The 26,285-nt window shown below is 42.8% G+C and carries 27 protein-coding genes and 1 tRNA gene; 19 read left to right on the top strand and 9 right to left on the bottom strand.

Features of this window, described 5'->3' with window-relative positions:
- The first annotated feature begins 125 nt into the window (after window positions 1-125).
- Genes mbhE through MMAH_RS03710 form a run of 9 tightly spaced genes read left to right on the top strand, consistent with a single transcriptional unit; the run spans window position 126 to window position 7,386 of the window.
- The gene (mbhE, locus tag MMAH_RS03750; RefSeq protein WP_013037209.1) at window positions 126-2,495 is read left to right on the top strand and encodes a hydrogen gas-evolving membrane-bound hydrogenase subunit E; all 2,370 of its coding nucleotides are present in this window, start codon (window positions 126-128) and stop codon (window positions 2,493-2,495) included.
- The gene (locus tag MMAH_RS03745; RefSeq protein ID WP_013037208.1) at window positions 2,492-2,908 is read left to right on the top strand and encodes a monovalent cation/H+ antiporter subunit B; all 417 of its coding nucleotides are present in this window, start codon (window positions 2,492-2,494) and stop codon (window positions 2,906-2,908) included. Before mbhE ends, MMAH_RS03745 begins: the two co-directional genes overlap by 4 nt.
- Window positions 2,905-3,324, top strand: a complete 420-nt coding sequence (locus MMAH_RS03740; protein ID WP_013037207.1) for an NADH-quinone oxidoreductase subunit K — start codon at window positions 2,905-2,907, stop codon at window positions 3,322-3,324. The genes MMAH_RS03745 and MMAH_RS03740 overlap by 4 nt, the downstream gene beginning before the upstream one ends.
- Window positions 3,321-4,859 (top strand): proton-conducting transporter transmembrane domain-containing protein, encoded by a 1,539-nt coding sequence (locus tag MMAH_RS03735; RefSeq protein ID WP_013037206.1) that lies wholly within the window; start codon window positions 3,321-3,323, stop codon window positions 4,857-4,859. Before MMAH_RS03740 ends, MMAH_RS03735 begins: the two co-directional genes overlap by 4 nt.
- On the top strand, window positions 4,856-5,350 hold the full coding sequence (locus tag MMAH_RS03730; RefSeq protein WP_013037205.1) for a Na+/H+ antiporter subunit E: 495 nt from the start codon (window positions 4,856-4,858) through the stop codon (window positions 5,348-5,350). The genes MMAH_RS03735 and MMAH_RS03730 overlap by 4 nt, the downstream gene beginning before the upstream one ends.
- Entirely contained in the window at window positions 5,347-5,616 is a 270-nt protein-coding gene (locus tag MMAH_RS03725) for a cation:proton antiporter (RefSeq protein ID WP_013037204.1), read from the top strand. The genes MMAH_RS03730 and MMAH_RS03725 overlap by 4 nt, the downstream gene beginning before the upstream one ends.
- The gene (gene mnhG / locus MMAH_RS03720) at window positions 5,610-6,020 is read left to right on the top strand and encodes a monovalent cation/H(+) antiporter subunit G (protein ID WP_342626791.1); all 411 of its coding nucleotides are present in this window, start codon (window positions 5,610-5,612) and stop codon (window positions 6,018-6,020) included. The genes MMAH_RS03725 and mnhG overlap by 7 nt, the downstream gene beginning before the upstream one ends.
- A 43-nt stretch (window positions 6,021-6,063) precedes the next feature.
- Complete coding sequence (locus MMAH_RS03715) at window positions 6,064-7,131, top strand: L-threonylcarbamoyladenylate synthase (protein WP_013037202.1); 1,068 nt, start codon at window positions 6,064-6,066, stop codon at window positions 7,129-7,131.
- Between the two features lie 15 nt (window positions 7,132-7,146).
- The gene (locus tag MMAH_RS03710; RefSeq protein WP_013037201.1) at window positions 7,147-7,386 is read left to right on the top strand and encodes a hypothetical protein; all 240 of its coding nucleotides are present in this window, start codon (window positions 7,147-7,149) and stop codon (window positions 7,384-7,386) included.
- Window position 7,387: 1 nt separating this feature from the next.
- Here MMAH_RS03710 and MMAH_RS03705 read toward each other — a convergent pair whose 3' ends face one another.
- The 3 genes from MMAH_RS03705 to MMAH_RS03695 form a co-directional block, all read right to left on the bottom strand.
- A complete protein-coding gene (locus MMAH_RS03705; protein WP_013037200.1) occupies window positions 7,388-8,590 on the bottom strand; it encodes a potassium channel family protein in 1,203 nt (400 codons plus the stop codon).
- Between the two features lie 63 nt (window positions 8,591-8,653).
- Complete coding sequence (locus tag MMAH_RS03700) at window positions 8,654-9,214, bottom strand: magnesium transporter (RefSeq protein WP_013037199.1); 561 nt, start codon at window positions 9,212-9,214, stop codon at window positions 8,654-8,656.
- Entirely contained in the window at window positions 9,211-9,828 is a 618-nt protein-coding gene (locus MMAH_RS03695) for a magnesium transporter (RefSeq protein ID WP_013037198.1), read from the bottom strand. Before MMAH_RS03695 ends, MMAH_RS03700 begins: the two co-directional genes overlap by 4 nt.
- A 101-nt stretch (window positions 9,829-9,929) precedes the next feature.
- On the opposite strand from MMAH_RS03695, the gene MMAH_RS03690 reads away from it, so the two are divergent.
- The 5 genes from MMAH_RS03690 to MMAH_RS03670 all read left to right on the top strand — a co-directional run bounded on the left by MMAH_RS03690 (window position 9,930) and on the right by MMAH_RS03670 (window position 13,890).
- Window positions 9,930-10,003: transfer RNA gene (locus tag MMAH_RS03690), tRNA-Val, on the top strand.
- Between the two features lie 187 nt (window positions 10,004-10,190).
- Complete coding sequence (locus tag MMAH_RS03685) at window positions 10,191-10,847, top strand: cobalamin B12-binding domain-containing protein (protein WP_013037197.1); 657 nt, start codon at window positions 10,191-10,193, stop codon at window positions 10,845-10,847.
- 15 nt (window positions 10,848-10,862) lie between these two features.
- The gene (locus MMAH_RS03680; RefSeq protein ID WP_013037196.1) at window positions 10,863-11,648 is read left to right on the top strand and encodes a DUF1638 domain-containing protein; all 786 of its coding nucleotides are present in this window, start codon (window positions 10,863-10,865) and stop codon (window positions 11,646-11,648) included.
- 92 nt (window positions 11,649-11,740) lie between these two features.
- On the top strand, window positions 11,741-12,424 hold the full coding sequence (locus MMAH_RS10300) for an IS1 family transposase (RefSeq protein WP_013037195.1): 684 nt from the start codon (window positions 11,741-11,743) through the stop codon (window positions 12,422-12,424).
- 170 nt (window positions 12,425-12,594) lie between these two features.
- The gene (locus tag MMAH_RS03670) at window positions 12,595-13,890 is read left to right on the top strand and encodes a multiheme c-type cytochrome (protein WP_013037194.1); all 1,296 of its coding nucleotides are present in this window, start codon (window positions 12,595-12,597) and stop codon (window positions 13,888-13,890) included.
- A 15-nt stretch (window positions 13,891-13,905) separates the two neighbouring features.
- Here MMAH_RS03670 and MMAH_RS03665 read toward each other — a convergent pair whose 3' ends face one another.
- The 4 genes from MMAH_RS03665 to MMAH_RS03650 all read right to left on the bottom strand — a co-directional run bounded on the left by MMAH_RS03665 (window position 13,906) and on the right by MMAH_RS03650 (window position 19,002).
- Complete coding sequence (locus MMAH_RS03665; RefSeq protein ID WP_013037193.1) at window positions 13,906-14,673, bottom strand: succinate dehydrogenase/fumarate reductase iron-sulfur subunit; 768 nt, start codon at window positions 14,671-14,673, stop codon at window positions 13,906-13,908.
- Window positions 14,673-16,349, bottom strand: coding sequence for an FAD-dependent oxidoreductase (locus MMAH_RS03660; protein WP_013037192.1), 1,677 nt, complete (start codon window positions 16,347-16,349; stop codon window positions 14,673-14,675). The genes MMAH_RS03665 and MMAH_RS03660 overlap by 1 nt, the downstream gene beginning before the upstream one ends.
- Complete coding sequence (locus MMAH_RS03655) at window positions 16,336-17,736, bottom strand: class II fumarate hydratase (protein ID WP_048902250.1); 1,401 nt, start codon at window positions 17,734-17,736, stop codon at window positions 16,336-16,338. Before MMAH_RS03655 ends, MMAH_RS03660 begins: the two co-directional genes overlap by 14 nt.
- A gap of 138 nt (window positions 17,737-17,874) precedes the next feature.
- Complete coding sequence (locus tag MMAH_RS03650) at window positions 17,875-19,002, bottom strand: DUF2117 family protein (protein WP_013037190.1); 1,128 nt, start codon at window positions 19,000-19,002, stop codon at window positions 17,875-17,877.
- A gap of 168 nt (window positions 19,003-19,170) precedes the next feature.
- Between MMAH_RS03650 and larA the strand changes: the two genes are divergently transcribed.
- Complete coding sequence (gene larA / locus MMAH_RS03645) at window positions 19,171-20,406, top strand: nickel-dependent lactate racemase (RefSeq protein ID WP_013037189.1); 1,236 nt, start codon at window positions 19,171-19,173, stop codon at window positions 20,404-20,406.
- Window positions 20,407-20,426: 20 nt separating this feature from the next.
- Here larA and MMAH_RS03640 read toward each other — a convergent pair whose 3' ends face one another.
- Window positions 20,427-21,251 carry a molybdopterin synthase gene (locus MMAH_RS03640; RefSeq protein WP_013037188.1) on the bottom strand — a complete coding sequence of 275 codons (825 nt, stop codon included), beginning with the start codon at window positions 21,249-21,251 and terminating at the stop codon, window positions 20,427-20,429.
- Between the two features lie 111 nt (window positions 21,252-21,362).
- On the opposite strand from MMAH_RS03640, the gene radC reads away from it, so the two are divergent.
- From radC to MMAH_RS03620, 4 genes are read left to right on the top strand one after another with little or no spacing between them, the layout of a single operon-like run.
- Window positions 21,363-22,052: a RadC family protein gene (gene radC / locus MMAH_RS03635; RefSeq protein WP_013037187.1), complete on the top strand. Its 690-nt coding sequence runs from the start codon at window positions 21,363-21,365 to the stop codon at window positions 22,050-22,052.
- Between the two features lie 39 nt (window positions 22,053-22,091).
- A complete protein-coding gene (gene mmp11, locus MMAH_RS03630) occupies window positions 22,092-23,003 on the top strand; it encodes a methanogenesis marker protein 11 (RefSeq protein ID WP_013037186.1) in 912 nt (303 codons plus the stop codon).
- Window positions 23,000-24,505 carry a thiamine pyrophosphate-dependent enzyme gene (locus MMAH_RS03625; RefSeq protein ID WP_013037185.1) on the top strand — a complete coding sequence of 502 codons (1,506 nt, stop codon included), beginning with the start codon at window positions 23,000-23,002 and terminating at the stop codon, window positions 24,503-24,505. Before mmp11 ends, MMAH_RS03625 begins: the two co-directional genes overlap by 4 nt.
- A gap of 11 nt (window positions 24,506-24,516) precedes the next feature.
- On the top strand, window positions 24,517-25,299 hold the full coding sequence (locus tag MMAH_RS03620; protein ID WP_013037184.1) for a nitrilase-related carbon-nitrogen hydrolase: 783 nt from the start codon (window positions 24,517-24,519) through the stop codon (window positions 25,297-25,299).
- Between the two features lie 3 nt (window positions 25,300-25,302).
- Here MMAH_RS03620 and MMAH_RS03615 read toward each other — a convergent pair whose 3' ends face one another.
- Entirely contained in the window at window positions 25,303-26,277 is a 975-nt protein-coding gene (locus tag MMAH_RS03615) for a methanogenesis marker 12 protein (protein WP_013037183.1), read from the bottom strand.
- Window positions 26,278-26,285 lie beyond the last annotated feature (8 nt).

Raw genomic sequence — 26,285 nt, 5'->3', positions numbered from 1 at the left:
GCAGTCTGGCTTAAACAAAAAACAAGTAAAAAAGAACAATAAATAAATATAATCAAATTAACTTAATAAAAATATTTATTGATCATGAACAACAGTTATATATTTGAATTTAATTAAGGAGAGGCATGGACTCCTTTACGGCAATCATACTGGCTATATTTTTACCTTTTGCCGCAGCGATATTCATACCGCTGCTGGAAAAGTTCCTGAAACACAGGATCGGTTGGTTTGCAGCAGGAATTGCCTTCCTGAGTTTTGCATTAATAGGTATAGTAGCTCCTGAAATAATTCATGGACATATAATACAGCACTCAATTGAATGGATGCCGAGTATCGGTGCAGAATTCAGCATTTATGCCGACGGGCTGGCTATGATGATCGGATTCATAGCATCCGGCATCGGTGTAATTATAATGTCCTATTCCAATGGGTACATGTCCCACAAGGAAGACCTCCCCCGTTATTACCAGTACTTGCTCTTATTCATGGGGTCCATGATCGGTATGGTCTTTGCAGGGAATACACTTCAACTATTCATTTTCTGGGAACTTACCAGTATCACATCATTCATGCTCATCGGTTACTGGAGAGGGAAACCCGCTTCCGTCTACGGAGCCACAAAATCCCTGCTGCTCACAGCTGGTGGTGGCCTTTTCATGCTTGCAGGATTCATCCTGCTACATGCTATTACAGGTTCTTATGACATTGCTACCATGCTCCAGAACCCCGCTATAATTGAAAACATCAAAGCTCATCCTTTCTTCTTAATAACACTGATCCTTATCCTGATAGGTGCAGCTGCCAAATCCGCACAGGGGCCTTTTTATATATGGCTTCCAAATGCAATGGAGGCTCCAACCCCTGTTAGTGCTTTTTTGCATTCTGCAACGATGGTTAAGGCAGGAATATATCTGGTGGCCAGGGTCCATCCCATATTCTCAGGTACAGAAGCCTGGTTTATCCTGGTAAGTGGAATTGGCATATTCACAATGCTTCTGGCAGGATTCCTGGCCTTCCGTCAGACAGACATCAAAGCAATCCTGGCCTATTCAACTATCAGCCAGCTGGCATACATGATGACAATGTATGGTTACACATCCTACCATGAACCTGGTTTAGGGGTGGCAGCAGCAACTTTCCATCTTCTCAATCACGCGACCTTCAAAGCATGTCTTTTCCTGGTAGCAGGTATTGTTGCACACGAAGCAGCAACCCGGGACATACGTAAACTCGGAGGCTTGCGAAAGGACATGCCTATTACCTTTATTATTGCATCCATAGCAGCCCTTGCAATGGCGGGAATTCCCCCACTTAACGGTTTCCTGAGTAAGGAAATGTTCTATGAAACCTCGGTTGAGATGGGGCACATCATAGGAGGACCTTTCACATTCCTGATACCTGCAGCAGCAGTGCTGGGAGGTGTGTTTACCTTTGCTTATTCCATCAAACTTATCGACGGGATATTCCTGGGAGAAAAACACCATGACCACCTTCCGGAACATATACATGAACCACCTTACACAATGCTTGTTCCTGCAGCATTCCTTGCAGGTCTTGTTATCCTGTTTGGCCTTGTCCCTTCGATTCCGATCCACAACATAATTGAACCCACAACCGCAGGAATTGTGCTCGAGGAAGTACATCTGCATGTGAAACTCTGGCATGGTTTTACACCGGCCCTTTTCATGACAATAATCACTTTCATCGCGGGGCTGGCAATCTACACACGCTACGACAACATAGCGGCCTGGCAGGACAGATTTAATGCAAGATACCCATGGGTAAGTGTGAACTATTACTATGACAGGATCGTTGATGGAGCAAAGGGAAGTGCAAAGGGATTTGCAGGCTTTGCCCAGCCTGGAAGCATAAAACTCTACATCTATGCAATACTAGTTTTAATGGTCATACTCTTTACAATACCCTTATTCATGATGACAACACAGGTATTCTCTGTTAACCTTAATTTTGATATCCCCTTTTATGAATCTGTCATAATGATATTAATGGTTGTAGCAGCAATTGCAGCAGCAACCCTACATCGATATCTTTCTGCTGTAATAGCTATTTCTGCTGTTGGTTATCTGGTCAGCCTGATGTTCATATATCTCAAAGCACCGGATCTTGCCCTAACACAGTTTCTTGTAGAAACCCTCGCAACAATAATATTTCTGCTTGTGATAGCAAGGGTCCCCCAGACATTCAAGGAAAAAATACCAAAAAACATCTTGCTAAGAGATATAATGATTTCACTTGCTGTTGCTTCAACTGTGTTGATTCTATTACTTAATGCAACACAGGGCATAGTGCCACCATTTGAATCCTTGTCCCACTATTTCCTTGAGAACAGCGTTAAACTTGCAGGAGGACATAATGTTGTAAATGTGATTCTTGTAGATTTCCGTGGTTATGACACCCTGGGGGAAATATCAGTATTATGTCTGGCAGCACTTGGCGTCTATAATCTGATAAAAAGCAGAGGTGAAGGAGAATGACTACATTAATCACAAAAACAATTACAAAAATCTGTATCCCTCTTGTAAGTTTATTTTCCATATCCCTTTTACTGGCAGGGCACAATAATCCCGGAGGGGGATTTATCGGAGGTGTAATGTTTGCCTCTGTAATTTCCCTGACCTATGTAGTATTTGGTTTAAAATATACCAAATCATTCTTTAACCCTTCCTGGGACAAATTATTCGGGATAGGATTACTTCTTGCTTCATTGACTGCTTTTGGAGCAATCGTATTTGGACATAATTTTTTTAGAAGTGCGGTTGAATTTATCGAAATACCATTCTACGGCGAAATAGAGTTGGCATCAGCCAGCCTCTTTGATATTGGTGTATATTTTGTCGTAATAGGCACTCTGCTACATATATTCAAAAACGTGGGTGAAGACAAATGAACAATACAATATTATCGATTACAATAGCCCTAATTTTTGGCATTGGGACATTTCTAATCCTCCGCAGGGACATTATAAAGGTTATTATTGGATTGTCCCTCATTTCTCATGCAGTAAACATGCTAATCGTTTCAACCGGCTTGTTTGATGGTGAAAAAGCTCCCATTATAACAAACGGTCATCATGATTCTGGAAGCGGAATCATTTTCACGGATAAATTGCCAGACGGCATGCTTGCACCTATCGTACCTTCCGGCATGGAAACCCAATTCGTAGATCCACTTGTCCAGGCCCTTGTACTGACAGCTATTGTAATCAGTCTTGCAATAACTGCATTTATACTTATATTGGCCTACCGCATCCACGAGGAATATGGTACCACGGATATCAGGGAACTCCGGAGGCTGCGGGGATGAACTATCTGGATCATCTACCGATACTGGTTGTCGCAATACCTATTCTTATGTCAGCATTAATGATTATGCTGCGTTCCAGACCAACTTTCCAGAAAATACTCAACATAATTGTATCAGCATCCATATTATTAATGAGTATTATTCTCCTCTTGCAAGTATGGAACAGCGGAATACAGGTTTACGAAGTTGGGGAATGGGGCAAATACGGAATTGTACTCGTGGCCGATCTGCTTGGATCAGGAATGGTTGTGCTCAGTTGCGGAATATCCTTGCTTGCACTTATCTATTCCCTTGACTATATCGAAGATAAATCCCTTAATACTACATATTTTTCCCTTTTCAATTTGCTTATGGCAGGCCTGAATGGGACATTCCTCACCGGGGATATCTTCAACATGTTCGTGTTTTTTGAGGTACTGCTACTTTCATCATGTGGACTTGTCGTAGCGTCCGAATACGGAGGTGTTACAAAAGTTTCTGACAAGATGGAGGCGACGTTCAAGTATCTCATGTTGAACATAATAAGTTCAATGGTGATGTTGATCGCAATTGCTTGCCTCTATGCAACTGTGGGCACCCTCAATATGGCAGACATGTCTGTCAAAATAGCCGCAATGAGTGATGCAGGAACCTTACCCTGGCATATCTATTTCATTGCTTTACTGTTTATCATCGTTTTTGGCAACAAAGCAGCCATATTCCCCCTTCATTACTGGCTGCCGGATGTCCACCCTACAGCCCCGTCACCCATAAGTGCCATGCTTAGTGGTGTGATGATCAAGGTGGGGGCATACGGAATTCTCCGGGTATATTTCCTGGTCTTTAAAGATGCATTGTTTTTACTACAACCAATTATCATCCTGCTTGCATTGATTACCATAGCAATCGGGGCAATTGCTGCTGTCGGCCAGAAAGATGTCAAACGTCTGCTTGCATATTCCAGTGTCAGCCAGATAGGGTATGTATTCTTGGGAATTGGTATGGGAACCGCGTATGCCCTTGCAGCATCCCTGGTATATCTTGTTAATCATGCAATTGCCAAATCAATGCTTTTCCTGACATCTGGCGGAATCATCCATCACGCGGGAACAAGAGATATGGATAAAATGGGAGGAATGGTGAAAAGTGCACCCCTTATGAGTAGCATGTTCCTTATAGGAGCAATGTCCATTGCAGGACTGCCACCATTGGGAGGTTTTATAGCAAAGTTTGTCCTCTTTGATGCTGCTATATTAGGGGAATATTATTTACCGGTCCTTATAGGATTTGCATTCGCAGTATTTACAATATTCTATATGTTCAGAGCATGGTTACTTATGTTCTGGGGTGAAGCCAGGGACGTAGAAAAATATGGGCCTTATTCATCACATGGTCTTTCACCCATGATAACAGTACCAATAGTTGTACTTGCAGTCGCTGTACTTACCCTTGGTGTGTATTCAGAACCATTGATAGCCCTTTCCAGTGAGATTGCAAATCAGCTACTTGATCCACAACCATATATCAACGCAGTCCTGGGAGGAGAAGTACGATGAAAAGGTATGTGCTATATGCCATTGCACTGGGTTTTGTGTGGTGTTTTGTTCACGGTGTTGTAAATCTGAGTAATTTCCTCATTGGTGCATTGATAGGACCTTTTGTGATCAAAGCTTTTAAAGACCTATACGATTTCAAGGAAGAAGTATCTTATACAGAAACATTGAAACGTATTCCAAAACAGATACATTATTTTGCCATACTCATGGTCAATATTGTAAAAGCAAGTATAGTAGTAGCAAAAACTGTACTCCAACCAAAAATCAACATAAAGCCCGGCATAATAGCAGTTCCGATAAGAGCAAAAACAGATGTTGGTATAACAGCTATTTCAAACACTATCAGTCTGACTCCCGGGACCCTTACGATTGATGTATCTGATGATAGGTCCACATTATATGTGCATTGCCTGGACATAGACAACGTGAAAAAAATACGCGATTCAATAAAGGATGACCTTGAAGAATATGTATTGGAGGCATTTGAATGAATACAGTAAATCTTCTTGACATAGCACTTGTATTTATGGTATTATCAATAATTCCCTGTATTTATCGGATAATTAAAGGCCCCACAATTCCGGACAGAGTGATCGCAGTTGATTCCCTTGCAACAGTAATTGTGGTTATGCTGGGTGTTTATTCTTTTGTGCAGGGATCTGTGTTCTTCATGGATGTCGCCCTTGTAATTTCTATAATAGCATTCGTAGGGACAGTCACAATCGCAAAATACCTGGATGAGGGAGTGGTATTCTGAGCAATATAACATTTATACAGGATATTCTTAGCAATTTCTTTTTTTTCGCAGGGATGGTCTTTGTATTTCTGGGAATGCTGGGACTTTACCGGCTCCCTGATGTATACAACCGGCTTCACGCAACAACCAAGATCGGAACACTGGGAGCCTTTGGAGTAATGATGGGAATCGTTGTAAAACTTGGGTTCGGACCCATGGGAATCAAAGCAATTACAGTTGGTCTTTTCCTTCTGTTAACAGCTCCCGTAGCAGCTCACATGATCAGCCGGGCTGCTCACCGGCACGGAGTTGGACTTTGCGAAGAATCAACGGTAGATGACTACGGTAAAACCTATTGTCTAATAAATTCCAGCTGCCCGGTTAAACAGGAAGAGACTATTGAAAATGACAATGAGAAGATGTGAAAGTTAAAGATATAAGGTTAGTCTGTCTTGAGATAGGGAAGAAATGGATCAAGTACCCCATATGCAAAAAAAAACAGAGATTATGAGGATTGCTGAAGAGACAGCAGAAGATATATTCAAAAAAGCAGGAAAGCTGTTGCGAGAAGGCAAAACGGTTGCATTCCCTACAGAAACAGTTTATGGACTGGGAGCCGATGCCCTTAACCCACAAGCTGTAGAGCAGATATTTAAAGCAAAGGGAAGGCCTGCTGATAATCCCCTTATAGTCCATGTATCAAATCAGGAACAATGCAACCAGCTGGTGATCACTTTCACCCCCCTTGCTGAAAAACTTGCAGAATGCTTCTGGCCAGGACCCCTAACAATAATTCTCGAAAAAACAGATAGGGTGCCTTATATAACTACAGGAAGACTTGAAACCGTAGCAATCCGCATGCCTGCAAACCAGATTGCCCGGAAGATTATCGAAGCAGCCTGCAAACCGATTGCTGCCCCCAGCGCAAACATTTCCGGCAGACCCAGCCCTACAACTGCATCCCATGTCGAGGAAGACCTGCAAGGCCGAATAGACGCAATTGTGGACGGGGGGGAAGTAGAAATTGGTGTGGAATCCACAGTTGTCGATGCACGCAGAGAGGTTCCGGTGATATTACGCCCGGGAAAAATCTCCGCCAAAGATATACAGCAGTGCACAAAAACAGAAGTATGTATTGGATATGCAAGAAAGGATAATATGGAAAAACCTCTTTCACCCGGCATGAAATATACCCATTACTCCCCTTCTGCAAGAGTTATACTTGTGCAGGGAAAAGCAAAAGATGTAGCTGCAAAAATTGCAGACATTATTGGAAAAACCAATGATGACCAGAAAAAGGCAGGATTGTTACTTACAGTAGAAATCCAAAAAGAATTCCCGTTGGAAAAGAAATTATCTATAGGCCAGGGAACCAAACCCAGAGAGGCAGCAAAACGTATTTTTGCAGGATTAAGAGAGATGGACTCAAAAGGTATGGATTTGATAATTGTAGACGGTTCCTTTACTGAAAAAGGAATTGGAGCTGCAGTCCTTGAGAGGCTGCAAAAAGCAGCTGATATGATTATAACTACATAATGGATGTGAACACCTATGAAGGATGAGAAAAAAGAATATCTTGTACACAAGCAGATGTATCAAAGTACCGTTAAAAGAAACAAGAAAATTGGCCTGGCAAACATGTTTATCCTGGGTACAGGACTTATACTAAAGTATGTGGGCAGGTCTGATCTCGGTGAGAATTTTATATGGCTGGGAATTGTAATCCTTCTGTACACGTTCGGCTCCAACATGTTGGCAAAAAGGGAAATGCAAAAACACCAGCCAAAATAACTCAGTCCTCTCTCACCGGACAAGCACACATTTCAAGCAGAGCTTCTTCTCCGGTGCGGGAACCTCTTCCTATAAGAATGTCCCCACCCTCAACACGGGTGCGGGCACTTGGACTGTAAAGCCACCTTCCGGCTCTTTTTACAGCCATTATGTGGACTCCTGTCTCCGTGGCAAGCTGCAGTTCTCCGAGAGTATCACCTACAATCGGAGAACAGTCTTCCACTACAACCCTTGTAATAACTTCGTCCGAACCCCTGACAGCAAGAGTGATTATGGGGTGCAATTCTATATCCCTTAGAACCGTATCAGCAATACCATACGCAGCATCAGAGATGGCTTCAGAAGCATTGGCAAGATGTAATAGACCTTTGAGTTCGTCAACATCTGAGACGTGTTTTGCGGTTTCAAGTACCCAGTGCTGAAGATCATATTTCATTACATCCATCTCAGACTCGATGGCCCGTACCTCTTCTGCTATGTCATTATTGTCGTAGAGTATTGCAAAATAAGCAAGTCCTACAGACATTTCAGCCATGTTTTTCATATCTACGATGATGTCCACAGCCTTTTCCAGGTCCCTTAATATCCTCTCGTGTGAATTATCCTTTAAAACATACTCTTTGTTGGTGGCTAATTTGATCAGAAGTGGGACCCCTTCATCATGTCCTCGTGCAAACAGGACATCCCCGGAACGTATGCGGGTTGAATGATCCGGATCATATATCCAATCATTCTGACGTCTGATAGCAATAAGCCACATCCCGGTTTCTGTATCCAGTTCAAGGTCACCCAGTGTATAGCCGCTCATGCAGGAATCATCGCTTACTGTCACCCTTAGAATGGTTTCTTCAGCTTCTCTGAGTGCCATTTTTAGTTCCAGTGGAATACCCATCTGCATAAGGACTATTTGGGCGATATCAGCAGCTGCATTTGCAATTTTTTCAGAAGATGAAGCTACCTGAAGCACACCTGTCATTTCTTCGGCTTCCTCAACACGACGGGTGCTCAACATTGCAGCCATGTTCATGTGATAATAGTAAGTATCCATCCTCTCTTCTAAACGGAGGACTTCCTCAGCAATATCCTCATCGTCATAAACCATAGCAGAGTAAGCAAGATCTACCATCAGTTCTGACGTGTCTTTCATTTGAATAAGAAGGTCTTTGAGATTAGTAGGGCTGTATTTGATCTCCTTGGGACACATGGTTCATTCTACCTTTGTTAACTTAAACTAATTCGCGAATATAAAAGCATAATCATTATTAATTCAGAAAAACTTCAACAATGCTATAACTCCAAATATAGCAGAGATACCTACAACATCACCGATAGTTGCAATTATAGGAATAACGGTATCATCCGGATCAAGCCCGAATTTGTGAGATGCAACTGCCACAACTACTGTTACTGTATATACGATGACCAGTTCTATCAGGCATGCCAGTACCGAGATGGTGAAGAGGGTTGTAAACTCTATACCATTGTAAACAATCATTCCCACAATCCATACCACTACACTCAGGAAACAGGAAGCTACAATACCTACAATAAAAGCGGCTATAAGGCTATTGCGTACAACAGGATTCTTATGGATACGTGTGGTACCAAGACCCATATGAAAAGCTGAAGCAAGCCTTGCTCCAAGCATGCTGCCGGTATCTCCTCCTATTTTAATTAATGCGGGTATCAGGAGTAAAAGGATAGGATTTGAGATCAAACTATCCAGATTCGAGTTCATGATCTGACCTGCAAATAGGCCGATGAAAGAAGTAAGGAAAAGAATAGGAGCACTGCTTTTCACTATACTTCCAATGGTGTAATAGCTCATATTGCCAACACCACCTTTGCGGAAAGAAACAGCATGAACATGGATACGATGTCGCCGAGAGTTGCTATAGAGGGCGTGACAACATTATCCGGGTCAAATCCGAACCTGAACATACCTATAGCAAAAAACGTTGCTATTACAGAGAGAATTAAACCTGAAGACAGACCTGCCATCACGGCTATTAATGTAAGGGTTAAGGCACCTGCACTTTCCAGACCCAGGGCAATTGTCATAAGATGACCCAGCAAGCCCAGTACAAAAGAGAGTAACAAACTGAGTAAAAGAGAACCCCCAATATTGTTGAGCAATTCGGGATTGCGCTCGATTTTTGTAATCAGACCCATATGTATTGCACTACCCAGACGGGACCCCAGAGTAGAGGAAATGTTACCCCTCATTCCAAGCACTGCCGGAGTTATCACTAACAGACCGGGAATTACCTGAAGTTCTTCTGTCATACCGGAAAGAATAAGGCCTGCAACAACACCTCCTAAAGTAGCAAGAAGCTCAAAGGGGAGAACTTCCCTGACAATCGAACCGATACTTGCATAATCCCCGAGATAATAGGCTTCGATATCTTCTTCATATTCATAATCTTCAGGGTCTGAATCCATCAAAACCTAATCAACTGTTACTATTATAAAAAGAATGTCATTCCCTGCATCAAAAATGCTATATACAACTTGTAACATCTAGGGGATGCAAACGCAGGCAGGGGCCCGTGGTCTAGCCGGTCATGACATCGCCTTTACACGGCGAGGATCCTGAGTTCGAATCTCAGCGGGCCCATCACAATATACTTTTTTTTCTTGTTATTTAATTTAAAGCTGTATTGATAATTTTAGATTTAAAACACAGGAATAAAGAGAAATATCCATATCCGGGTTTTCTGACTATGTAAAAACATACAGTACTTTTGCACAACATGTAAACAGCGTTATATGTCACAATGACATTTGTTATGTAAGGGAGATGTATGACATCAAAAGAAGAAATTCTCGGAGAACTATACAAATATTTTATAGAAACCAATGAAAAAGAAGTATACAGGTCTATCGATAAATGGTTTGAAAAAGGCTATGAGGAAAAACAACTCCTATTCAAACTTATTGAAGCGCAGGAGGAGGTTGCCAGAAGATTTGAAGAAGAGGAATGTTACCTTGCCAATTTAATGAATTCAACCATCATTCTTCAAAAATCCAACAAGCTCATCACTGAAAAATTGGCCAACGAAGGCATTGCTTTCAAAAACAGGGGAACTGTAGTTATAGGAACTGTAAAAAACGATACACATGACCTGGGAAAAAATATTGCTTCATGCAGGCTGCAGATCACAGGTTTCAGGGTAATTGACCTGGGCAGGGATTTGCATACATCAGAAATTGTTGATGCTACAATTAAGAATAAAGCCGACATACTTGCAGTGTCCTCAATGACAAGCATCACAATGAATAACCTCAAGGAAATCGTCGATCTGTTAAGAGAAAGGGGATACAGAGAAAATGTAAAAATAATGGTCAGCGGTGCTCCGGTAACACAGGAATACGCTGACAGCATCGGGGCGGATGCATATGTAAGGACTGCATCAGAAGCCGTGGAAACTGCTGAGAATTTTATAAAACAGAAAGATTGAATAGAGGGTGAAACCATGCCAGCACTATACATTATTTCCTGTCGTATGTTTGAGGATGAACTGGTACACATATTTGAGGAAGAAGAGAATATCAGCCTTCTTATTGTTGAAAACGAAAATACAGAAGGTATCGAAAAAAAACTAAATGAACTTTCCATCAAATACGATAAATTATCACCGGAAAATATTGATAGATATACAGGCAAAAAGGAAGATTTCATTGTTGTATTGCATCTTCTGGAATTTGCACTGGATGCGGATCCTTCACTTCTCAAAGATAAAGTATACAGGACTATTGAGGAAAACGGGGAATACTTTGATGGTATCCTTGTTTTTTACGGTCTGTGTGGCAATGTTCTTGGTTCACTCGAAGAAGATTTTGCCCACCTCAATATTCCAGTACGAATTCTCAAGGATTCTTACGGAAATGTAGTAGATGACTGTATCTGTGCCTCATTTGGCAGCAGGGAATCCTACATGGAAGCAATGCAGGGAGATGAGAGAGGAGAAGGTACCTACTTCCTCACACCAATGCAGGCATCTAACTGGAGGGAAATGCTCGTCCTTGCAAGACTTACTCCTGACCCCAACAATATTGAAATGACTAAAACTGTTTTTGACTATTCCGGATATAAAAATGTAGGAAAAGTTGACACAGGTTTGCGCTATGAAAAGGATTTCGAAGACACGGTTGAAGAATTCGCCACTCTCTTTGATTTCAAAAAACGTAACTTTACAGGTTCTACGAAAATTACTGATGAGAATTATTATTCAATAAAGAATGATATACTTAAAAAATGAAAAAATTCAAAGGACACATCCTGACTACATCCTTTTATATTTGGCTTTGTTAATTAAACATAGTTATATAGGTTGAGCATCTATGTACCTATATGAACTGTCCTAAATGTAAGAGTTCCAATCACAAAAAGAATGGTAAAGTAGATGGGCGTCAACGTTACAAATGTCACGATTGCGGATATAATTATACTGTTGAGATAAAATCAACTGCTAGTTCCGCTTCTGTAAAAAGGCAGGCTTTACAACTCTATCTTGAAGGATTAGGTTTTCGTTCCATCGGGAGATTTTTGGGAGTAAGCCATGTTTCTGTGTATAATTGGATTAAAAAATTCGGCCAGGAATTAGAAGACCTAAAAAGCGAAAATGAGATAAAGATTGTTGAAATGGATGAGATGCACACTTATATTGGTAACAAAAAAAATATTGCTGGATCTGGATTGCTATTGATAGAATTGGGAAAAGGTTCAATCAACTGTTCTTTTGGTAACAGAGGCACGGAAACTGGGATACAACTCTGGGATAAATTAAGGGATAGTGAAATAAAAGAAGTCATGACAGATCACTGGAAAGCATATGCAGAGTTTCTTCCAGAGGCGATTCATACTCGATCCAAAGCTGAAACATATACCGTAGAAGGATATAACAGTATATTTAGGCATTTTCTGGCAAGGTTGAGAAGAAAGTCTAAATGTTATACAAAGAGCCTTGAAATGTTACGATACTCTGTCCTACTGTTAATCAAGTACAGAAACAAAGAATTAGCAATATTTAATTAACAATGCCTTATATTTTTATACACTTAATAGTTGATAATCGGAACTATCAATAAAATAGTCAAATTTTCTTTCCTAACATTAAGAATCACGATAAAGAACTTTTCTGCATCCAATTGCATTAAATACAATCATAGCCATATTTACACTAAAGATTAACGTGGGGGTATTAGTTGATCAAAATAGTAGTTGTAACACTAACTTTGTTATTATTCTTAGCAGCAGGTATGGCCGGAGCATGGCAACCGGAAACGTGCAAGGATTGTCATCTTGAAAAATATAATATATGGAATGCTTCTGCCCATGCAGAATCTCTAAAAGCCGCAGGGGGGTCGGTTGTTGACATTGAAAGATGTACAGAATGTCATGTTGAATCCTCCATAAAAAAAGCCTGGGGTAGAGATGATGTGGAAGCCACAATTGAACCAATCACCTGTGAAGTCTGTCATAATCCACCTGATGCAGGTTATGATGCCCATCTGGACACCCCATCCGCCCATATCCCGGAAGTGACCCTTTCTGCTGAAATGTGTGGGAACTGCCACAAGGATTCCCACCATCCGATCATCGAGGAATGGGATGAATATGGCACTGAAAGCTTTGACATGGATTCAATGGCAAGTCATTCCGAACCCACCAATGTGGCAGAACCCTTCATTCTGAACAGGGATAACTCATGTGTTTCATGCAAGAGCACTGATGGAGCTATTCCCTCCCTGGAAGATGAAAGTATCTATGGTCTAAACCTAAATGATGTTCCACAGCCTGAAGACGTAGAAGAATGGCGTGTCACCTGTGTAGCCTGCCATGAACCACATTCTGCAGAATACCATATAGAAGGGGCTTTGCTCTGTGGGAACTGCCATAATGGTATGGGTGCCACGGCAGACGGCATGACAACGGAAATTCATCATCCCAACTGGGAGATGTATAACGATTCTATCTATAGAACAGGCAACCACCCTGAGACCGGGTGTTCGGATTGCCATATGGCTTCACGAGAATACAATGACACCACACACCAACCAGCTGTGACCGGGCATACCTTCGATTACGAACCCGAACTGCTATTCAGTTCCGAATCATCCAGTGAATGTTATGATTGCCATGATGAAGAGTTTGCAGAGGTCATTGAAACAAAACAGGGCTTGATTGCGGAAAGGATTGAAGAAGTTAAAACTGTACAGAACAATGCCAGTGTTGCTCTGGAAAATCTCAACGGTACAGCTTCCTATGAAAAAAACCTTGAGAACTACAACAATGCAGTCTTTTACATGCATTTTGTTGAAGAGGACGGAAGTCTTGGCATTCACAACATGGAAAAGGCCAATGAATACCTGGACAAATCGGATAAATTATTCAATTCTGTAACCGAAAGTGAAGAACCGGTTGAGCAACCCGGCTTTGAAGCAATTGTTGCAGTCTTTGGCCTAATGTTTATGTTCTGGATAACAAAAAGAAGGGACTGAATTATCCCTTCACTCTTAATTTTCCTTTTTCTTTTCGATTTGCTCTCTCAGTGCCTTAATGCCCAGTGTAGGCGGAACTTTTTTCGGACAGACTGCCACACATTTGTAAACCAGGTCACAACCCCACACACCGGACTCTGAATCAACAAAATCCAGTCTTTCCTGGCGACTGGCATCATCTTCCCTGGGATCAAGATGCATACGCCAGGCTTTGGCAAGAGTTGCCGGGCTGAGGTATGTATCATCCCTTGCAGCCACCGGACATGAACCGTGACAGCAGGCACACAGGATGCAGTTGGTATACTTCTCAATCTTTCCCCGCATATCCGGATCCATCAGGTTACCCCCTTCAGGATGTTCTTCAGGAGAGCTTATCCAGGGTTTGATAGAATCCACCAGATTATAGAAGGAATCCATGTCCACAATGAGGTCACGAATTACCTTCAGGTTGGGCAAGGGTTCTATCAGGATTTCTTCATTTTCTTCTCCTGATTCTGATTTCTGGCCTGCTACAAATATGTCGCCTGAACCTTCTCTGGTATTTTCTTTTTTAGCGATACCTACCTGTGTCCTGCAGGCAAGCCGGGGAACCCTGTTGATAAGCATGCCACAACTTCCACATACAGCACCTCTGCAGGCGTACCTGAAGCAAAGACTGCCGTCCATGTGTTCCTGAACATAAAAGAGAGCTTCCAGTACAGTCATACCGGGAGTTTGCTCAATATCGAAAGTATCATACCACTCCCTGCTTTCATCCTGGCGCTTAATTTTCAGGTAAACCATCAGTATTCCCTCCTCTTTGGCTGAAACTGCGTTATCGTCACATCTTTGTATTCCAGTTTAGGATTGCCATCCTTCAGATAAGCAAGAGTGTGTTTGAGCCATTTCTCATCATCCCTTTCCAAAAAGTCGGTCCTGTAATGTGCGCCGCGGCTTTCCTCTCGCACCAGTGCACCTTCAGTGATAACCCGGGCAATATCCAGCATTCCTTTAACTTCCAGTACATTCATCAATTCCATATTGAATGCATTGACCCTGCTTTTCACATGGATATTTTCACCCCTCTTTTCCAGGGCTTTCACATTTGCAAGCCCGGTTTCAAGGTCTCCACGGTTACGATAAACACCCACATACCTCTGCATGGTCTGTCTTAATTCATCCTTTACATCGGCAAAGCTTTCCCCGCCGTCACCCATCATAGAATCAATATTGGACCTTTCTTCAGTAAGACTTTCATTGAGGCTATCTTCAGAAGGCATAGCAATGCTTTTCACAGCATTAGCTGCATGTTCACCTGCCCTTTTTCCAAATACAATTGTATCAAGTAATGAATTGCCTCCCAGCCGGTTTGCCCCATGCACACTGATACAGGCACATTCCCCAATTGCGTACAGTCCATCCAGCGGCGTCAATCCATCTTTGCCCGAAGAGATACCCCCCATGGAATAATGATGTCCCGGCTGTACGGGTATAGGTTCCTTGATGGGATCAACTCCGGCAAAATCGATACATATCTGACGAATACCACTCAGTCGCTCATTGATCAGTTCCTTACCCAGATGGGTTATATCAAGCTGTACATATCCTCCGGAAAAGCCCCATCCTTCATCGATCTCGGTCTGGATGGAACGTGCAACGATATCTCTGGGAGCCAACTCCATGGATTCAGGTGCATATTTATCCATGAATCTTTCATGATCTTTGTTGTAGAGGTAACCACCTTCTCCCCTTACACCTTCAGTGATCAGGATATTGGTTCCCCACAAGGTAGTTGGATGAAATTGTACAAATTCCATGTCCTGAATAGGAACTCCGGCGCGATAAGCCAGGCTGATGCCAAAGCCTGTATTGATTATGGAGTTCGTGGAACGCTGGTATATACGTCCGTAACCGCCTGTTGCAATTACAATTGACTTGGCCCTGAAAGATTCCAGCTCAGAATTAAGCAAATTGAGTGCCACAAAGCCGGTACACCTATTGCTATCTGTGGCCAGTCGGGTTACCATCCATTCATTGTAGATCCTGACCCCGGCCCTTAATACCTGTTCGTACATGGTATGCAACAAGTTGTGACCCGTCCTGTCCCCTGCATAACATGTCCTGGGAAAACCGGCGCCTCCGAATGGCCGCTGGGCTATTTTTCCGTCTTCAGTACGGGAAAACAGTGTCCCCCAATTCTCCATTTCATAAACTATTTCAGGAGCTTCCTTGCACAGGATTTCCACTGTGTCCTGATCCGCAAGGTAATCACTACCCTTTACAGTATCATAGGCATGACTGTCCCAGCTGTCATCAGGACCTATGGATGCATTTATCCCTCCCTGTGCAGCTACGGAATGACTGCGAATAGGTGGAACCTTGGAGATAACGGCCACGTCAGCTCCATTTCTTTTAGCCTCAAGCGCCGCCCTGAGACCGGATAAACCTCCCCCTATCACTATAATATCATGTTCTATCATGTCCTTCCCCCGTCATATTAAGTGGATTCAATAATTCCTCTATTTCATCTTTTGAAAAGCCGAAATCTTTTCTTTCTACCACTTCACGTATGGTACTGTTTGTCCTGTGAGCTTCATAGATGATTTCCGCAGCCTTTTCATAACCTATTCTGGGTGCCAGTGAGGTGCCCAGTGCCAAACTTGATTCTGCCAGTTTAAAGCAGTGATCCACATTGACAGTTATTCCTTTGAGACAACGTTCATTGAAAGAGTCGACACCTCCTGCCAGAATTGTTATCGAATTAAGAATATTATGGGCAAGGACGGGAGTAAAGACGTTCAATTCACATTGTCCCCCCTGAGCTGCCATCATTATAGTAGTATCATTGCCGACCACCTGGAAACATACCATGTTCAACATCTCAGCCATCACCGGATTGACCTTACCGGGCATGATGGATGAACCCGGCTGTACTGCCGGTAATAAGAGTTCCCCGAAACCTGTGCGTGGACCACTGGATAACAACCTTAGATCATTTGCAATCTTTATCAGGCTCACAGAGATGCCCTTTAAAGCCGACGATGTGGATAAAATAGTATCGGCTCCCTGTGTGGCTTCAAAGGGATTTTCTGTTAATCTGAAATCAATGCCTGTTATATGATTCATTTCCTGAATCGCAACCTCACTGAAACCGTTTGGTTTGTTGAGACCAGTACCTGTAGCCGTACCTCCCATATTGAGCGCCTTCAAATCCTCCAATACACGTCCCAGTTGTAGTATCCCCAGCTCCAACATCCTTGAATAACCACTGAATTCCTGCCCCAGGGTCACAGGCACGGCATCCTGGAGGTGGGTCCTGCCGGGTTTTACCACCCTGATATACTCCGTGGCTTTTGCATCAAGTTCATCCTGCAGATTGTTAAGCACAGGCAAAAGTTCATTTGTTATTGTTTCCGTGGCAGCGATATGGATTGCCGTATGGGTTGTGTCATTGGAGGACTGGGACATATTAACATGATCATTGGGATGGATAACATCGTAACAACCTTTATGATAACCCAATATCTCAAGAGCCCGGTTGGCGATAACCTCGTTGGCATTCATATTCTGGGACGTACCGGCACCTGATTGGAAAGCATCCAGCACAAAATGGTCATCAAATTTTCCATCCCGCACCTCCCGGGCGGCTTTGTAGATTGCCTCACCCGACTTACGGCTAAGTTTTCCGGCTTTCATATTGGCTTTTGCAGATGCCATTTTGATGGCGGCCTGTGCCCTGATAAAAGCAGGAGGCAGTTTCCGGCCACTAACCCTGAAATTATTCACAGCCCGGGCGGTCTGGGGACCATAATAAGCATCATCTGGAACCTCCACCTCCCCCAGTGTGTCTTTTTCAACCCTCACCATTGTATCACCTGTAACGGACATTTTATACACCGGACTTACGTCATTTCAAACCGGCAATTCCAAAACTCCCTAATAAAAATAAAAGATCTTCAGTAATAAGTGTATGTAACGATCTGGAAATGTGCAGAAGGATGGGGATCAATAATTATATTTCAGTGGATGGAAAATAACATGCCTTATTTGAGATTTTGCCAGCTCAAGAATTTGTTCTTCCAGAAATGATTTTGAGGGAAATTCAGGGTGGGATGTAGAAAAAAACAAATCCTTTATTTTCTCTCCCACTATATCATCAAAACCGCTTTTAACCTGTATTATCATAGAACCTTCGCAATATTCATTTTCAGCAAGCACGTTATCCCTGTCACCATCAGTAATTCCTATCAAGGGTATTTCCAGACGTTTCAGGATGCTTCCTGCAATAGCCGTGGTGTCATCTCCAACTGAAATTACCAGATCCGCTTTTCTTGCCAGTTCGAATGTCCTTTCAGCTTCATGATTAATTAGTACAGCCCGACAGGACTTACGCTTATGAACATCAATTCTTTTCCGGTTCATTGATTCCAGAACAGGAGTGCGGCGTAAATTTCCACTTTTTATCCATGCTGTTTCAGGGTCAATCTTACCGATATATGAAGCAAGTTTTTCCACACCATGTTTTTTCAATTGCCCGCCTTTGATGGCAGTAATAATCCCATCCTCAAATATTAATTCCACATCCCCAGCATTGGCGTAACCGATTACAAGCCCGTTGACCATAATGGATTCTTCGGGCAGGATCCCTGAAATATTGCGTATCGTTCTGTGACCGTTTTTTCTGATAGATGGCTGTTTTGCAGGTTCAGGGTACACCAATGGCATACCCAATTTCCTGCATAGCCAGTATACATCGGGATTTACATCTTTTCCCCTGTGAATAACTTTCCCGTCCGAATTCCCGGGTCTTTCAACCTGTACAAGGGGGACTTCAACATCCACTCTATCAGCTACAATATTTCCAAAAACAGTCCCGCTTTCAATGGTTTTACCATGATTTAGCAGGAATACACAGTCACACTCATTTGCAATTTCAGTAATCGCCTCACTGGGTTTGCTCAAACTCCAGATGTCGATTAAATCTTCAAGAAAGGAATCCAGCACGGCCAGTTTACACATAGTCCCGGCGGCTACGGCATACACGTCTGCTCTTGCTGAAAGAAGTTGTATTATTTTCCCGGCCCAGCCACTGTCTATTATTTCCGGGCCGTGTATTATAATTCCATATTTCATCCTGTCATCCTTGTACTTAATGTCTCATAGGTGAAGATAAATTTATATCTTATCGATTCAAACCCTCAACCTGACAAAAGTCGGTCTATTCTGAGTAATATCCATCCCCTCCATTTTACCGTCATATGCGACTTTTGTCTTCATTGCAAATAAATGAGGACCGACAAAATGACCGTAATCACTGTACCCTATGGTAACGAAAGTATTGATGTCAATATTCCGGATTCCAATATGGGTGATATCCTGATGCCCTCTGAAATAGAAGTACAATCTCCCCCCGATGAGCTTGTAAAAAATGCTCTTGCAAATCCGGTAAACAGCAAACGACTTTCAGAAATCGTAACACCAGAATCCAGTGTAGCCATCATAGTCAGTGATATAACCCGTCCATCCCCTTCTTCAACAATGCTCCCAATACTTCTTGAAGAATTAAAATCCGGAGGATGTACCGAAGAAAATGTAACGGTGGTCTGTGCCCTGGGACTTCATCGCCAGCAGACTGAAGAGGAGATTAAAAAAATACTGGGTCCTCTTTATGGAAAAGTCAGGTTTGTTGAACACGATAAAGAGAATTGTGCAAAGGTGGGAACAACTTCCAGGGGAACTCCGGTAGAAGTATTCAAAGAAGTTTATGAATCCGATATAATAGTGTGTACCGGTAATATTGAATTCCACTATTATGCAGGTTATAGCGGAGGGGCAAAAGCAATCCTTCCCGGAGTGAGTTCCAATAATTCTGTTATTACAAACCATAAAATGATGACTCTTGAAGAGGCGACTACCGGCAATATCGACAGTCCTGTAAGACAGGATATGGAGGAAGCGACTCAAATATTCGGCCCGGACTTTTTACTCAATGTGGTCCTCAACAGCAAAAAGGAAATCGTCCGGGCTGTAGCCGGTGATATTATAGCTGCCCATAGAAAGGGAGTTGAATGTGTGGATAAAATGTACAAGGTGGAAGTGGAACCTGCAGATGTTGTCATTACAGCAACCGATGTCTCAAAAGGGATGAACCTCTATCAGGCCTACAAACCGCTGGACAATGCAAAAAATGCAGTTATTGACGGAGGCACCATCTTGCTTGCAGCCCCCTGTGGGGAAGGGTTTGGTCATGAAATATTTGAGCGCTGGAGCCGACAATGCAGTTGTCCTGTAGAAACAATTGAAAAATTCAACTCAGATTTTGAGTTTGGGGCTCATAAAGCGGCATTTATCGCACAGCTTGCAATGAAACATGATTTGCTCATGTATTCAGAAATGCCTGAAAAAGATATACAGGATGTGTATTTCAAGCCTGTAGCAGACATCCAGCAGGCAATCGATTCAATCATTGCAAAAAATCCGACCGTGAAAATCCATTTCATGCCTCACGGCCAGAGTACCCTCCCGATTGCAAAATAAAAAAATTAAATTCGGCTGGTTCACGCGTGATCATGTACCCAGAAATCACCTTCCATGGTGACTTCTTTTTTCCAGATGGGCACCTCTGACTTTACTCTTTCAATCGCATCACTGAGGGCTTTGAATAACTCCTGCCGGTGGGCCGATGCTACAACAATGTACACAATATCCTCTCCCCTCATGAGCCGGCCACTTTTGTGATGGATCAATACTTCGATAATTCCTTCTCTTTGTTTGAGGTCATTACATATCTTTTCTATACGCTCATCAGCAACTGTCTCATATTTCTCAAATTCGAGCATTTTTGTGCTGATATCATCTGTCTGTCCTCTGACCACCCCGGTAAAGGTACCGATACTTCCAGTCAGAGGAAATTCAGACATGTGACGTATTTTGTTAATCATACTGTTCAGGGTTACGATTTCGGATGTTTGCTGTACAACTCCTGCAACTTCTTCCATGCCCCAGTCCGAACAGGGAGCAAGCGTGAGTACAACATTCCCTACTTCATCTTCCATCTCCCCCAGCATTATTTTGGGCAAATCGCTGTTTGTCGCACCTTCCACGATAGCGTAATCCATCCCCCTGTCCGCAAGGACTTCAAGGGCTTCATCAAGGCCTCCTCCACGTTGAATAGAAATCACACCTTCATCTGAGACTGCAGTCACATTTTCGGCGCCAGAATCGAAATGTTTACCCGTATCTTTTTCGGGGGAATCAAAACGATGATCATGCATGATCTTTACAGTGCCAACTTTGCCCTTCAAAGCAAGTTTTTCAGCCAGTCTGCAAACAAACGTTGTCTTGCCAGTATTTTTGTAACCAATAACAGCTACGGCTTTCATAATTATGGCATGGAATTATAAGTATAAGTAGGCATTGGATTGGTTTACATAATTTGATAATTAAGAAATATTACGAATTATTTATATATTAGATGATTATTTATATAATGTATGGATGAGCAGAAATTAAGGGTACATGATATGCCCCAGGAGGACAGGCCAAGGGAGAGGATTGCAAAATATGGGCCATCAAGCCTTTCCAATACAGAACTGCTTGCAATAATCCTGCGAACCGGAACTTCGAAGGAAAATGTGATCAATCTATGCAGTCGTATTTTTGCAAATTATTCTATCAAAAATTTGAGTCAGGCCAATATCACAAAGCTGACCGAAATCCATGGTGTGGGGATTGCAAAGGCTTCCCAGATCTCTGCAATATTCGAACTGGCTCGCAGACTTGAGAAACATTCAGATGAGCCGCTGCCACGCATCCGTTCCCCGGATGATGTGTACAAACTCCTGCATCCCCAGTTGAGGTGCCAGAAAAAGGAACATCTTACAACCCTTCACCTTGATACCAAAAACCAGGTCCTCCGGGAAGAAGTGGTATCTATAGGCAGTCTCAATGCCAATATTGTTCATCCAAGAGAGGTATTCAAATCAGCCCTTCTGGAATCAGCAGCCTCTGTTATTCTTACACACAATCATCCATCGGGAGATCCCACTCCAAGCAGGGAAGATATAAATATTACCCGTAAACTCGTTGATGGCGGAAAAATACTCGGAATTGATGTACTGGATCATGTAATAATCGGGGAAGGAAAATTTGTGAGTTTGAAAGATGAAGGATATATCTCCTGACAAAAGATTTAAAGCATTTTCCGACAATTATCCAGCCTAATGAAAGAGATAGAACTTGATGAACCGTACTCGATTCCCTACAGGGCAATCTATGCCATATGTGATGAAAAGGATGAATGTGCGGAGATAATTGAACATAGTAACTGTTATGGTGGTGCTGCATGGGCCAGGCACCATTATTCCCATTCCCCTATTGTCCGGCAGATAAGGACACTGGGAAATATGACTCGCTATCTTGTAGAAATTGATAATGTACCCCTTGAACTAAAGCCATCGTCTGCTGCTGCAGGTATTGAAGCGGTGGAAGTCAAAGATAATGAAGTGGAGATCACCTATGCCGGACTGGGTGGCGGGGGTGTCGGTGCCACTTGTTGTCGTGCACAGGCAGCCGGTGTTGTGCGTTTTGAAACCACCCCATCAGGAGGAGGAAAAGAGGCAAAAGGTACCATCGTTGTACCCCGACGCAAGCGTGTACTGGTGGGTATTGATGATACTGACACCAAAGAAACAGGTGCTACCTGGTGTCTGACCCACAACATCGCAAAAGAACTGGATTGTGTGGAAAGTGTGTATCTGTCCCACTCCCTGGTGCAACTTTTCCCTGTGTCGGCAAGAACCCAGAATTGTGTTTCAACAGTGCTGGAATTTGGATGTGTGGATGAAAGGGCAAAGAACACACTGCTTGAAGATATTCGCAATGCACTGGAAAAATACAGTGCGTCACAGGATACAGGCATGGTTGTCCTCGACTCCTTTAATGCCTCCAGTGTCAGGGAATACAGCAAATTGTGCAGGTCTGCTGAGCTGACATATGAATTTGCAATGGAGTATGCTGAAAATCATGGCGTGGATGTCTGGATGGATGGCAAAGGTGTAATAGGTGCCCTTGCTGCCCTGCCTTGGTTTGCAAGACCTGATGATTCGGTAATAATGGACGCTGAACTTCCATGAATGAACGTCAAATAAGTGGCAAAGATGTGATATTAGGGGCTGCCAGTCTGCTGGAAATTAAGCTGGTCAGCGCGGTTGCCGGCTATCCTGTTACTTCTATTGTGGATCATTTCAAAAACGATGATTTCTGGGCGGACAATACTTTCTGGATGATTAATGAAAAGGTGGCTCTTGAAACTGCACTGGGCGCCTCGATCGACGGGCGCAGGTCTTTTGTCCTGACAAAACATGTGGGTATGAATGTACTTTGTGACCCTCTGGTTACATCCGCCACCCATACAATCGGTGCAGGCCTGGTGATAATCGCAGGGGACGACCCTGGTGCCACAGCATCCCAGAATGAACAGGACTCACGCTATTTCGGGCCCCTTGCCGAGGTACCTGTCTTTGATCCTGCAACTCCTGAAAAACTGTTTACTACGTTGACAGAAGCGATCGAGCTTTCGGAAAAAGCAAGTGTTCCCGTAATAGTTAGAGTAACTTCCCGTCTTCTGGATTCATTTTGTGGAAATGATGCTGTATTGCAACCAAAAAAGACTATCCTGCCACCTGAATTTGACAGGTCTGTATGGGAATATACTATGAAAGGCAAGCATCAGCGTTTCCATTCACTGACATTCCCTTTAATGGAAGATTATTCTCAATCACAGGATTGCCTGTGTCGTATCAATACAACAAAAACAGGAATTATTTCCTCGGGTTATCCTGCCTGCCTTGTGGAAAAAATTATTGAAGAAAATAACTCCGAAATTTCACATCTGGCACTGGACATGGTTTACCCACTGCCGATTAAAAAATTGAAAAATTTCATTGATCACCATGAATATGTGCTTGTGGCTGAGGAAACAGAAGATTATATAGAATCTCATATTTCAATCGAAGACAACGTAAGGGGCAAATCCACAGGACATATACCCCATGGTAAAATAAAAGCCAATCATATACTGCATGCTCTTGAAAATATCGAAAAAATACATATGGATAAAGTGATCAAACCGGAGACTATTAAGGAAAGAGGACCTCGATCTATCTGTGATACATGCCCCTATCTGCCTCTTTACAGGGTGCTTGGCACGATAGATAAACCAATTGCAGGTGATATGGGTTGTTCTATATTAAGTACTTCTGCACCCCTTAAGGCCGTGGATGCAGGTTTTGCACTTGGCTCTGCCATATCGGTTGCCTGTGGTTTCAAAGGAAAAGGCATCGCAGTCATCGGGGATTTCGGCCTGGCACATACAGGAATACAGGGATTGATCAATGCAAAATCCAACGGTTTTGACCTTCTGGCCATTATCCTGCAGAATGATGTTGCAGCTATGACTGGAGGACAGGATGTACCGGACCTTACACCTGTTCTTGAAGCATTTCATGATGACATTGAAGTGGTGGATTTTGCAGAAAAAATAAAAGAAAGTAAATTACAGGCCCTTCTGATGGGAAAAATGGAAAAAAAGGGAATATCCATAATCCTTGCAAAGGGTACCTGTCCCAAATACTGAGGAGATACATTATGGTAAAAGTTGCCTGTATCCAGATGGATGTTGAACATTGCAATAAGAAAACAAACATTGAAAGAGCCCTTGCTAGGGCGGATAGAGCCCTTACTATGGGTGCTGAAATAATTGTATTCCCGGAAGTGTTTTCCACAGGTTTCTGTTATGAACAAATGGATAAACTGGCAGAGAAGCCACCCTACCCCACAATAGGACAACTTGTGAATTTTTCACAAAAGAATAACTGTATCCTTATCGGTTCAATCGTAGAAGAACTGGATGCTGAAACCAAACCCTATGCCAATCTAGGATTCTGTATTGAAAATGGTATAATCCGGGGAACTTATCGCAAAATCCACCCTTTCGGGGAAGAAAAAAGCCACTTCACCCCGGGTGATTCCATCCATCCCATAAAACTTGAAAATATATGTATCGGATTGGAAATATGCTATGAAATAAGGTTTCCTGAAGTTGCACGCAAACTTGTGCTTCAAGGAGCCGATTTACTGGTAACGATTGCCCAATTTCCGGACCCCCGGGGCAATCACTGGAGAATCCTGGGTCCCGCCAGAGCAGTAGAAAACCAGATACCTCATGTGATGTGTAACCGCACAGGAAAAGACCCTACCAAATCTTTCCCTGGAAGTTCCATGATTATTGATGCCCTGGGAAATACTCTTGCGGATTCCGGCCGCGATGAATGCATAATAATGGCAGACATCGACCTCTCACTTGCCAAAGAACTATCCAGTAAAATACCCGTACTGGACGACCGTCGGGAAGACCTGTATTCCAATTGAGATTCATATCCTAACTTCGATACCCAGGATTTGCTTTTTACCTTTTGCAATATCCCTGGCCATACGGGCACATCCAGTAGCTGCACTCCATTTCCCCAGGAGCCGGGGGTTCATATCCAGGTGGTGGCGTATTTTTTCCACAAGAGAATCCACTTCTGCCATAGAGCCTGCAAGAAAAAGACAATCACATGTTGAATAATCCTTTAGCAGGACTTTCATGGCTTCTATTTCCATGGATGCAAAAAGAGCAAGATTATCAATTGCAAGTTTTGCCTGATCTTCATTATTCTTTAACCCTTCAATCAAATCTGCAGTGTTTTTATATGATGTATGTTTCAGCACACCGCCATTCATGAATGCCTCGTTTGCACCAAATATACCGGCATCAACCTGCCTTATCGCTTCAAGATCAAGAGGGCCGTGTACAGTGCCTGGTGCGAAAATACATGCATCAAGGGCACCTACGACCTCCCCGTTTGCAACAGCCAGAGTTACAGTATTTGAACTGATATCTGATACAATGAAATTATTAATACCCCTGGCTAATGCATCATAGGCAATTCCAATTTTTTCAGGGCTTGTGGAATGAGAAAATACATTCATGCGGGGATCCGTATGGCTGTGTGAATGTATCCCCGGTATCACAACTGCAGGGATTTGTGCATTCTTGATACTATCAAACACCAGGGTTCCCGCACCGGTTTTTTTACCGACTCCCTCAATACTTCTTACCCCACGATCCTGGACATCCTGTATATCCATTATATTGACAATTCCATCTCCCATAGAATAAGTCAGGGCAATCATTTCAATTTGTTCTGTCTTGATATTGAATTCCTTTTCAATCAATTCAAGAATATCACTGCTTTCCATCCCCTTCATATCTGTTCGGGGAACTTCAAAATAGAAGAATTTTCCATGTTTATCAAGAGCTGCAAAACGCATTGCATTTGTGCCGTGATCAATACCCAGATACATACAGAGGA

Origin of the sequence: Methanohalophilus mahii DSM 5219 (genome assembly GCF_000025865.1) — an archaeon.
In the GTDB taxonomy this organism is placed as follows: domain Archaea; phylum Halobacteriota; class Methanosarcinia; order Methanosarcinales; family Methanosarcinaceae; genus Methanohalophilus; species Methanohalophilus mahii.
Note: the sequence above shows the minus strand (reverse complement) of the source record. Positions and strands in the feature narration are given on the sequence as shown.